This window comes from Arthrobacter sp. 210 2 (assembly GCF_059093025.1).
Genome location: NZ_JBNHIE010000008.1, coordinates 223,543 through 234,512 on the forward strand (window position 1 = coordinate 223,543; position 10,970 = coordinate 234,512).

Here is a 10,970-nt window from a genome sequence, read left to right on the forward strand (position 1 = left end):
GCTGTGCCCAGGCAATGTCAGCCGAGTGCGCGCGGATGTGCAGCGGCGTAGATCTCCCGCAGCGTATCGGCTGTGACCAGGGTGTACACCTGCGTGGTGGTCACCGAGGCGTGTCCCAACAGTTCCTGGACCACCCGGACGTCCGCGCCGCCTTCAAGCAGGTGCGTGGCGAAGGAATGCCGCAGGGTGTGGGGTGAGACGTCCTTGGTGATGTTGGCCTTGTCGGCGGCGGTCTTCAGGATGGTCCACGCACTCTGCCGGCTGATCCTGCCGCCGCGGGCGTTCAGGAAGAGTGCGGGTGTCCCCTTCCCCTTGGCCGCCAGCAGCGGGCGGCCGCGCACCAGGTAGGCATCCAGCGCCCTGGCCCCGTAGGACCCGAGGGGCACAAGCCGCTCCTTGGACCCCTTGCCGAAGAGCCGGACGATGGCTGGCCCCGATTCAGGTTCGGCCAGGGAGATGTCATCAACGTCCAGGCCAACGGCCTCACTGATGCGCGCTCCGGTGGAGTACAGGAATTCCAGCAGGGCGCGGTCCCGCAGCCCGGTTGCCGTGTCCGTTCCGGCGGCCTCCAGGATCCTGGTTACCTCGTCAACGGTGATGGCTTTCGGCAGCCTCTTACCGGCCATGGGCGGATGGACCTCGCTGGCGGGGTCCGAGGGCGTAAAGCCTTCCAGGGCCCAGAACTTATGCAGCCCGCGGACGGCCACCACTGTCCTCGCCGCCGACCTGACGCCGAGGGTCGAGCCGCCGTCGGACCCGTCCGACAGGGCACGGACGTATCCGGTTACGTGGTGGCGTGTGATGTCCTCGGGCCGCCGGCATCCCGCAGCATCGAGGTAGCGGGAGTACCGGGCAAGGTCTCGGCGGTAGGCGGAAAGCGTGTTGGCGGCCAGCCCCCGCTCCACACCCATGTGCTGCAGGTAGTCGGTGATGCCACGGTCGATGGCGGTAGGGGCGGCTGCGGGCACGTCCCCTGCCGCATCAACCGGGGGTACCGCTTCAGCCGAGGGAGCTGGAACCATCAGCGCTGGCTGGGGTGCGCCGGCCAGGGTGCATCGGCAGGACGGAGGTTCGTGTAGTTGTCCGCCCGCGCGGCCGCCGCTGCAAGGATTCCGACGACGGCGGAGGGGTTGTGGAGGCGCCCCTCCAGCACGGACGCCACGGCGTCATCGAGGCTGATCCAGTGGAACTCGATCTCCGCTTCCTCATCCGTCCGCTCGTGGCGTTCATGATGGGGCACTTCGGTCAGGTCGCGGGCCAAGTAGATTCTGATCGCTTCACTGGAGGACCCGGGCGAGTTGAAGAAATCGGCAAGCACGTTCCAGGTGCCGGCGGCGAGGTCTGCCTCTTCGGCAAGTTCCCGGGCGGCGCCGACCACAAAATCCTCGCCCTCGATGTCCAGCAGGCCGGCCGGGATCTCCCAAAGTTCCATGCCCACCGGGTGCCGGTACTGCTTGAGCAGGAGGATCTCGCCGTCGCCGTTCATGGGCAGGACTGCCACGGCACCGGGGTGGTCGATGTAGTCGCGGGTCAGGGCCTCGCCCGTCTCCTGCAACTGGAAACTGTCGCTGACGACATCCCAGATCCGGCCTTCATAGACCTTCTCCGTAGACAAAAGACGGCGCGGGCTCGGTGCATCCGAAACCTTGACTACATGGGAGGCTTCAGGTGTACCGGGCATCGCGCCGTCCTTTTTCTGTTGTGGGAACTACTTAGCGGCTACCGTACCGGACTGCGCGGCCTCGGAAGCAGCGGCCGGTACCGTGTCGGCACCGCTCTGGTGGTCGAGGGCAGCCTTCACCAGGCCGGCAAACAGCGGGTGCGGGCGGGTAGGCCGCGAGCTCAGCTCGGGGTGCGCCTGCGTGGCCACATAGTAGGGGTGGACATCCGCGGGCAGTTCGACGAACTCCACGAGCTTGCCATCCGGGGAGGTCCCTGAGAAGACCAGGCCTTGGGCGGCAATCTGGTCGCGGTACTTGTTGTTGACCTCGTAGCGGTGGCGGTGGCGTTCGCTGACGGTGGTCTTGCCGTAGGTTCCGGCAATCACGGAGCCTGCGTCGAGCTTGGCTTCGTAGAGGCCCAGGCGCATGGTGCCGCCAAGGTCGCCGCGGCCTTCAACGAATTCCAGCTGCTCTTCCATGGTGGCGATCACCGGGTACTTGGAATCCGGCTCGAACTCGCTGGAGGAGGCGCCTTCCATGCCGACCACGTTGCGGGCGTACTCGATCACCATGCACTGCAGGCCGAGGCAAAGGCCCAGGACGGGCAGCTTGGTTTCGCGGGCGAACTTCAGCGCGCCCAGCTTGCCCTCGAGGCCGCGGATGCCGAAGCCGCCGGGAACACAGATGGCGTTGACGCCCTCAAGTGCCTTGATGGCACCCTCACGCGTTTCGCATTCGTCGGACGGGACCCAACGGATCTTGACCTTGGTGTCGTTGGCGAAGCCGCCGGCGCGCAGGGCCTCGGTCACGGAAAGGTAGGCGTCCGGCAGGTCGATGTACTTGCCCACGAGGGCGATTTCCACGTGGTGCTTGGGGTTGTGAACGGCTTCGAGCAGCTTGTCCCAGCTGGTCCAGTCCACGTCCTTGAACGGCAGGTCCAGGGCGCGCACGATGTACGAGTCCAGGCCCTGGCTGTGCAGGGTCTTGGGGATGTCGTAGATGCTGGGGGCGTCGGCTGCGTTCACTACGGCGTCGATGTCGACGTCGCACATGCGGCCGATCTTCTCGCGCATGGCGTCCGGCACTTCGCGGTCCGAGCGGATGACGATGGCCTCGGGCTGGATGCCGATGGAGCGCAGTGCAGCAACGGAATGCTGGGTGGGCTTGGTCTTCAGCTCCTGGGACGGTCCGATGTACGGGACCAGGGACACGTGGAGGAAGAACACGTTGGTCCGGCCGATGTCCTGGCGCACCTGGCGGGCGGATTCGAGGAACGGCTGGGACTCGATGTCACCCACGGTGCCGCCGATTTCGGTGATGATGACGTCCGGGGCGTTCTTGCCTTCGGCAGGCAGGCGCATGCGGCGCTTGATTTCATCGGTGATGTGCGGGATGACCTGGACGGTGTCCCCGAGGTACTCGCCGCGGCGTTCCTTGGCGATGACCGTGGAGTAGACCTGGCCGGTGGTCACGTTCGCCGAACCCTCGAGGTTTTCGTCGAGGAAGCGCTCGTAGTGCCCGATGTCCAGGTCGGTTTCCGCGCCGTCGTCGGTGACGAAGACTTCGCCGTGCTGGAAGGGGTTCATCGTGCCCGGATCCACGTTCAGGTAGGGATCGAGCTTCTGCATAGTTACAGACAGGCCGCGTGCCCGCAGCAGATGACCGAGGCTCGAAGCCGTCAGTCCCTTACCGAGCGAGGACGCCACACCACCGGTTACGAAGATGTGTTTGGTCGTCTTGGACGAGCCCGGGAACCGGGAATTTACACGGGAATTTGATCGCTGCACCACGGAATTCGAGCCTATCATCAATTGAGCCTTCCACGGGTCTGGAAACTGTTTCCCCAAATGCTCCAGTGTGCAGGCCCGGAGGCCCGATGATCAAGGGTCCGGGGCTTGCCAATGGATCCCTACGGCTGCGCCGGACGGACAGTTCCGGTGCTGTCAGGCCCGCTGCGGCAGCAGTTTCGCGTCATCCAGCAGCTCCTGGGCGTGGGCCTGCGCGGACTCCGAATCCTCCTGGCCGGCCAGCATGCGGGCCAGTTCGCGGACCCGCTCGGGGCCGTCAAGGAGGCGCACATCACTGGAGGTGAACCCGGTGGCGGTGCCGCCGTCGGCTCCCCTGACGGATGTTTTGGTGACGGTGATGTGCTGGTCCGCGAACGCAGCAACCTGGGGCAGGTGCGTGACCACCAACACCTGCACGTGGCGGGCCAGCATGGCCAGCCGGCGGCCGATCTCGACGGCGGCGCGGCCGCCCACACCGGCGTCCACCTCGTCAAAGACGAACGTGGGGACGGGATCCACCGCAGCGAGCACCACCTCGATGGCGAGCATCACGCGGGACAGCTCACCGCCGGACGCGCCCTTCCCCAGCGGCCGGGCCGGCGCGCCGGAGTGCGGCTGCAGCAGGAAGCCGATCTCGTCCGCACCGTGCGGCCCCAGCTGGCCCGAGGGCTCAAGGGTGATCACCAGGGTGGCGTCGGCCATGGCCAGGGCCTTCAGTTCGGCGCTGACGCGGGCCGAGAGATCCTTGGCGGCTTTCGTCCTGATCTTGCTGATGGCTGTGGCCTGCTTCTTCAGGTCCGCCTCTGCCCGCACCACCTCGGCGTCCAGCGCCTCGATGCGGGAGGAATCGTCCTGCAGCTCGTCGTAGCGCACGCGGGCGTTTTCCGCCCATTCCAGGACTTCGTCGATGGTGGGTGCGTACTTCCGGACGAGTTTGGCCAGGGCCGCCCGCCGGTCCTCGATCTCCGCGAGGCGCTCCGGCCCCTCGGAATCCAGGCCGGCCTGGTAGCTGGCGAGCTCCGTGGCGATGTCATTGAGCAGGAAGCCTACCTCGGCGAGCCGGGCAGCCGCGGAACCGAGTTCGGCGTCGTGCTCCGCCACGTGTTCCAGGGTCCGTTTGGCGGCGTCCACCAGGGTGGTGGCGTCGCCTGCTTCGCCGAAGTCCTCGGCGATGAGGGCCTGGTGGGCGGTGCTGGCGGCGATGCGCAGTTCCTCCACGTTGGCCAGCTTGACGGCCTCGGCCTTCAGCAGCTCGTCCTCCCCCGGCTGGGGGTCCACCTCGTCAATTTCGGCCAGGGCTGTCTGCAGGGATTCGGCCTCGCGCAGCCTGTCGCGGGCGGCGCTGCGGAGCGTGTCTAGCTCGGACTGGCTGGCCTTCCAGTGGTTGTACAAGTCCTGGTAGGCCGCCAGGGGCCCGGCCAGGGAGTCGCCGGCGAACTTGTCCAGGGCGCCCCGCTGCGCAGCCGCACCCTTGAGGCGGATCTGGTCAGACTGGCCGTGCACCACCACCAGGGTTTCGCCAATCTCGGCCAGGACGCCCACCGGGGCGGCCCTGCCGCCCAGGAACGCACGGCTGCGGCCGTCCGAACCAAGGCGCCGTGCCAGGATCAGCTCAGCGCCGCCGTCGAATTCTTCCGCTTCGGCCCCCGCATCCAGCGCACGCGCAATGGCCGGGTGCCCGGCGTCGAGCTTAAGGACCGCCTCCGCCGTCGCGCTCTTCGCACCGCTGCGGACGGCGCCGGCGTCCGAGCGGGCACCCAGCAGCAGGCCGACGGCGGTAACCACCATGGTCTTACCCGCGCCGGTCTCACCGGTCACCACGCTGAGCCCCGGGCCCAGCGGCAGGGTTGCGTCGGTGATGACGCCCAGATCGCGGATTCTCAGTTCTTCAAGCATGGTTTCACTTTGCAGTCGACGGATCGGTATCGGCTTCAGGCTGGCCTGCCTGCGGCACCTGGAGCGGGGGCTGTGGCCGCGGCGTCCTGACGATGGGGATGGGACCGGTATGGATGGCCTCGGCCTTCGGCACCGGCCCCCGCCAGCCATGGATGGGCAGTTCAAACTTACGGACCAGCCGGGCGGAGAAGGGCGTCTGGTGCGTCCGGGCCAGCCTGACGGGTGTGGCGGATTTCGTGACCTCCACGCGCGCGCCGGGCGGCAGGTCCACGGACCGCCGGCCGTCGCACCACAGGACACCCTGCGCATCGGTGCGGCTCAGCACCTCCACGGCAAGCCGTGAGCGCGGCGACACCACCAGGGGCTTGGCAAAGAGCGCGTGGGCACTGATGGGGACGATGACCAGTGCCTCCACCTCCGGCCAGACGACGGGACCGCCGGCGGAGAAGGCGTAGGCGGTGGAACCGGTGGGTGTGGCCAGCACGATGCCGTCGCATCCGAAGGATGTCAGCGGTCGCTCGTCCACTTCGGTGACCACCTCGAGCATGCGCTCCCGGTTGGCCTTTTCGATCGCGGCCTCGTTGAGCGCCCAGGTGTGCCAGATTTTCTGGCCGCGGATCCAGACCTGGACGTCGATGGTCATCCGTTCTTCCACGGTGTAGTCGCGGCTGGCGATCCACTCAACCGTCTGGGCCAGGTCCGCCCGTTCACTTTCGGCCAGGAAGCCCACATGGCCCAGGTTCACGCCCAGCAGGGGCACGTCCACTTCCCGGACCAGTTCGGCGGCACGCAGGATGGTGCCGTCACCGCCGAGGACCATCACCAGTTCGACGTCCGGCAGCTGGACGTGGTCGTGGAGCACTTCCACGGGCTGGGCCAGGTGGCCGAAGAACCGTTCCATATCGTCCAGCTCGGACTCCTGCATCACCGGGACGATTCCCGAGGCGTGCAGCAGGGCGCAGGCTTCCCAGGCGGCTTTCAGTGATTCCTCGCGGCCGGTGTGGGCGAGGACCAGTACACGCCTGCTCATCAGGTTCCGCTCTCTAGTGGTTCGGCCAGATACGTCCGAGCAAGGCAGCGGCAGCTGCCTCTCGCTCTTCGATCTTAGGCAAGTCTTGGCTGATCCTGCGTTTTATCCACAGGAAGTATTCGACGTTTCCGTCCTGGCCCGGGAGCGGGCTTTGTGCCAGGCCGCACAGGTCGAGGCCGGCATCGAGCGCTGACCTGGCCACTTTTTCCACCGCCATGCGGCGTTCCCGCTCGGATGTCACCACCCCGGTGCGTCCCAGGCGGTCCTTGCCGATCTCGAACTGCGGCTTGACCATCAGCACCAGATCACCCCCGGGTTCGGTGCACAGTGCCAGCGGCTGGACCACCAGGGTGAGCGAAATGAAGGAGAGGTCGGCTACGGTCAGTGCGGCTGTGCCGCCGATGTCCGCCGGGGTCATGTAGCGGACGTTGAGTCCCTCGTGGACAGCCACGCGGGGATCGCTGCGGAGCCGGGGCACCAGTTGGCCGTGCCCGACGTCGACCGCCACCACGTGTGCCGCGCCCCGCCTGAGCAGGACATCGGTGAAGCCGCCGGTGGAAGCTCCGGCGTCCAGGCACCGTTTTCCTTCCACCTGGACGTGCGGGAAGGCGTCCAGGGCGCCGGCGAGCTTGTGGCCGGCGCGGCTGGCGTACGTGTCCTGCTCGTCATGTTCAACGGCGAGGTCCCGGTCATCGTCAACCTGCAGGGACGCTTTTTCCAGGATCCTGCCGTCGGAGCTGACCTTGCCCTCGGCGATCAGGGCGGCTGCATGCGTCCGCGACCTGGCCAGGCCGCGGGCAACCAGGGCCTGGTCGAGGCGTGCGGGCATCAGGCGCCGCCGTCCGCGGGCTCGGCGTTCAGGGCGGCGAGGAGATCATCATGAAGCCCGTTGTAGGCCGCTTCATGCTCTGCCACCGGAATTTGCGGCAGGGCATCAAGCCGCGACAGAGCCTGGGCAACGACGGGATCCGTGATTCCGGCATCTGCTGCACCGGGCCAGTCCGGGGAAGGCTGGGCTGCTGTTTCGTCGGGTCGGTTCAGCTCAGTCATTCGTCCAGTCTAATGATCCATCCACGCCAGCTGCGGCGCCTGTGGTGCGGAGGCGTCCGGCGTTGCTGCCCACCAGGCGGCGCAGGCGGCGCGCCACGCGTCCAGGTCGTCGGGACTGCCAATGATGCCCACCGCGCCGTTTGCCACCCGGGCCGATGCCCTTCCGCACGAGTAGGTGCCGTCGTCGTGCGTCACCTCGGGGTAGGGCCGGTGCAGGTCCGGCAGCGTTTCGATGAGGTAGTCCGGACGCTCCGCGGCGCGGGCGGCCAGGATGCTCTGCCGGGTGTCGACGCCGGTCAGGACGGCTACGGTGGCGAAGCCCGCGTTGTTGCCGCCCAGGATATCCGTGTCCAGCCGGTCACCAACCACCAGGGGGCGTTCGGCGCCGAGCCGTTTGGCCGCGGAGTGGAAGAGCGGTGCTTCCGGCTTGCCTGCCACGAGGGGCTTTTGGCCGGTTGCCGCGATCACGGCGGCCACGAGGGTGCCGTTTCCGGGCGCGATCCCCCGTGCCTGCGGGATGGACATATCCGTGTTGGTGGCGACCCACAGGGCGCCGGCAGACACCACGTAGGCTGCCTCGGCCAGGTCCTTCCAGCCGATGTCGGGATTGAAGCCCTGGACCACAGCCACCGGTTCCTCGTCCTGGCTGTAGACCGGCACGAGGCCCACGAGTTCGATCTCGTGGGCCAGTGCCGGGCTGCCGGTAATGAGGATGCGGGACCCCGGTGCGAGCCTCGAAGCCAGCAGTTCTGCCGCGGCCTGGGAAGAACTGACTACCTGGTCGTCCTCAGCAGGTGCCCCGAGTTCGCGGAGGTGCGCTGCCACCTGTGACGGGGAGCGGGATGCGTTGTTGGTGACGTAGCCCAACCCCACACCGAGACCGGACAGTTGCTGCAGGGACTCGACCGCTCCGGGAATGGCGTGCGGACCGGCGTACACCACCCCGTCCAGGTCTGCCAGGAGCGCGTCGAAACGGGAGATCAGGGAAACTTCAGTCATTGGTTTTCAGTCTTCCCGGCGGTCCTGGAGGCTGCCGGCTTCCCCCTCGGTCTCCTGGCCCCAGGTTTCGGTGCCTTCTGTTTCCGTGTCCTCAGTTTCCGTGTCCTCGGAATCCAGTTCGTCGTGCTCCACCGAGTCCTCGTCCGACTCAGCATCATCGGAGACGAAGTAGTCCGCTTCCTGGTCGTCGATGCTGCTGTCCTGCGCCTCTTCGGCGGATGCTTCAGTGGTGACGCTGGCAGCTGCCGACGTGCCGGCGTCGGACGTTCCGGCGGCCGCTGTTGTTCCCGTGGAGGCGCCGGCGGCTGCGTTAGCCGTGTCAGATGCCGTGGAAGCGCGGTCGAGGAGGCGGCGGCGCTCGGCTTCTTCCCGGGCTTCTTCCTCTTCGTCCCAGCCGAGGTCGATGATGTCAGGCTCTTCGTCGACACCCTGGCCCAGGGCATTCTCAGCAACTACGGCCTGGTTCTGCCACTTCTCTGCTTCGGCTTCACGTCCCACGGCCGCAAGGGCATCAGCGTAGGCCCGGAAAAGGCGGGGGCTGTACGAGAATGCCCGGTTGATGTCCAGCTGGGGTATCTCGAGTTCGGCCACGGCGGCATCCGGCTGGCCGAGGTCGGTCCTTGCCCCTGCTGCAACAATGGCCAGCTCCACCTTGCCGGGAGCGTCCAGGTCCTGTGCTTCCTCAGACCGTGCCACATCGAGTGCGCGGTCCGGACGGCCCAGGCCACGCTCGCAGTCGGCCATCACCGGCAGGTGGACGTTGGAGCCGCTGATCCGGCGGTAGGTGCGGAATTCGCGCAGCGCCTCGCCGTAGTGGCCGGCGGCGTACGCGGTGAGCCCTACGGCTTCGCGTACGGCGGCGAGCCTGCCGCCGCGCCGGCTGGCGGCCAGTGCGTGCTGGAAGGCAAGTTCCGGTTCGTCGTCGATGAGGCGGCCGGCCATCACGAGGTGACGGGCAACCCACTCCGCGCTCTTCGGCTCAAGGGTCTTGATTTGGTGCTGCGTGGCGCGGTCAAGCTCCTTGCCCGTGACGTCCTCATCGATTTCGGGCGAGCGTTCCCGGTCCGGGCGGTTGGCACTGCGCAGGTCACGTGCGTTGGGGACGCGTGCCGGCCGGTCCTCCTGGCGGTCACGCCCGAAACTGCGGGGACCGGAGTCGCCCTGGCGCGCATCACCACGGCCGGGGCCGCGGTCGAAGCTGCGGGGCGCGCGGTCCTGCCGGTCACCGAACGGCTTCCGGTTGTCACGGTCACCGAAGCTGCGGCGCTCACCGTCTTCCCGGCGCGGGCGGTCTCCATAGGGCTTGTTTTCGCGGTCGCCGTACGGCTTCCGGTCACGGTCGCCGAAGGGCTTGCGTTCTCCACCGCCGAAACCACGGCGGTCGCCATCGCCCTCGCGGCGCGGCCGGTCACCGAACGGCTTACGGTCACGGTCACCGAAGCTGCGGCGCTCACCGTCACCCTCTCGGCGCGGCCTGTCCCCGAAGGAACGGTTGTCACGATCACCGTAAGGCTTGCGTTCTCCACCGCCACCGCCGCCGAAACCCCGGCGGTCGCCGTCACCTTCACGGCGCGGTCGGTCACCAAAGGAACGGTTGTCCCGGTCACCGTAAGGCTTCCGCTCCCCACCACCGCCACCGAACCCGCGACGCTCCCCGTCACTTTCACGGCGGGGACGGTCCCCAAACGGCTTGCGGTCACGGTCCCCGAAAGGCTTCCGCTCTCCACCACCGAACCCGCGGCGGTCGCCTTCACCCTCAGAGCGGGGACGGTCACCGAAGGGCTTCCGCTCCCCGCTGCCGGATGCCCGCTTGGGGAAGTCGTTGTTGTCGCGGTTGCTGCGGGACCGGAACCCGCGGGGGTCCCCACCGGAGTTGTTGTTTCCCCGGAACGAACCGCGGTCGTTTCCGCGGTTACCGCCGTTGTGCTCGGCCATGATGGATTCCTCCTGTTGTGAGCCGACCACTGGCGCAACTGCAGCCGCTCGTATCCGTGTTTCGTTTCCTACACAACCCGAAATCAAGCGCTTCGAAGTCCGTACATCTTCATCAATTCTAGAGGAGGCACCTAATCCGCAGGGACAGAGCGAGGGCTGGGAGCCACATCGTGGGGATGTTCACACCAGCCGCCCCCGGCCTCCAACGCTCCATCACGTGCTGCGGGTTCCCGGGAGACGCTCGATCAGCTGTTGCGGGTTCCCTGGTGACGCTCTATCAGCTGTTGCGGGTTCCCGGGTGACGCCCTATCAGCTTCTGCAGGTTTGGGTAGGACGCTCTCTCAGCGGGTGAATTGTACGACGGTGGGACGGGGCCTGGGTGCCCCGGGGCGTGGCCGGGCGGGTTGCCCTGTCAGTTGTGGTTGTCATCCGGGGTTTTTGGGCGCGTTATCTGATAGAGCATCCCGGGGTTTTTGGGCGCGTTATCTGATAGGGCATCCCGGGGCGTTGGTGTGTTAAATGCGGGAGGCCCCAACCATTGCTGGTTGGGGCCTCGACCTTAATGGTTGTCCGGCGGTGACCTACTCTCCCACACCCTCCCGGGTGCAGTAC

General features: G+C 67.2%; 10 protein-coding genes. 1 reads left to right on the forward strand and 9 read right to left on the reverse strand.

Annotated features, from left to right (window positions below; genetic code table 11):
• Positions 1-17: 17 nt before the first annotated feature.
• From xerD to AC5RWA_RS16080, 9 genes are all read right to left on the reverse strand, one after another.
• Positions 18-1,022, reverse strand: a complete 1,005-nt coding sequence (gene xerD / locus AC5RWA_RS16040) for a site-specific tyrosine recombinase XerD (protein ID WP_494058273.1) — start codon at positions 1,020-1,022, stop codon at positions 18-20.
• Complete coding sequence (locus AC5RWA_RS16045; protein ID WP_079597216.1) at positions 1,022-1,681, reverse strand: NUDIX domain-containing protein; 660 nt, start codon at positions 1,679-1,681, stop codon at positions 1,022-1,024. Before AC5RWA_RS16045 ends, xerD begins: the two co-directional genes overlap by 1 nt.
• A gap of 27 nt (positions 1,682-1,708) precedes the next feature.
• A complete protein-coding gene (pyrG, locus tag AC5RWA_RS16050; protein ID WP_079597217.1) occupies positions 1,709-3,469 on the reverse strand; it encodes a CTP synthase in 1,761 nt (586 codons plus the stop codon).
• 135 nt (positions 3,470-3,604) lie between these two features.
• Positions 3,605-5,344: a DNA repair protein RecN gene (recN, locus tag AC5RWA_RS16055; protein WP_115524690.1), complete on the reverse strand. Its 1,740-nt coding sequence runs from the start codon at positions 5,342-5,344 to the stop codon at positions 3,605-3,607.
• Between the two features lie 4 nt (positions 5,345-5,348).
• Entirely contained in the window at positions 5,349-6,374 is a 1,026-nt protein-coding gene (locus AC5RWA_RS16060) for an NAD kinase (protein WP_079597219.1), read from the reverse strand.
• 13 nt (positions 6,375-6,387) lie between these two features.
• Positions 6,388-7,203 (reverse strand): TlyA family RNA methyltransferase, encoded by an 816-nt coding sequence (locus AC5RWA_RS16065; protein ID WP_494058274.1) that lies wholly within the window; start codon positions 7,201-7,203, stop codon positions 6,388-6,390.
• Positions 7,203-7,424: a hypothetical protein gene (locus tag AC5RWA_RS16070; protein WP_494058275.1), complete on the reverse strand. Its 222-nt coding sequence runs from the start codon at positions 7,422-7,424 to the stop codon at positions 7,203-7,205. Before AC5RWA_RS16070 ends, AC5RWA_RS16065 begins: the two co-directional genes overlap by 1 nt.
• A 9-nt stretch (positions 7,425-7,433) precedes the next feature.
• A complete protein-coding gene (locus AC5RWA_RS16075; protein ID WP_494058276.1) occupies positions 7,434-8,423 on the reverse strand; it encodes an HAD-IIA family hydrolase in 990 nt (329 codons plus the stop codon).
• 6 nt (positions 8,424-8,429) lie between these two features.
• Complete coding sequence (locus AC5RWA_RS16080; RefSeq protein WP_494058282.1) at positions 8,430-9,365, reverse strand: hypothetical protein; 936 nt, start codon at positions 9,363-9,365, stop codon at positions 8,430-8,432.
• A gap of 6 nt (positions 9,366-9,371) precedes the next feature.
• On the opposite strand from AC5RWA_RS16080, the gene AC5RWA_RS16085 reads away from it, so the two are divergent.
• Entirely contained in the window at positions 9,372-10,379 is a 1,008-nt protein-coding gene (locus AC5RWA_RS16085; RefSeq protein WP_494058277.1) for a hypothetical protein, read from the forward strand.
• Positions 10,380-10,970 lie beyond the last annotated feature (591 nt).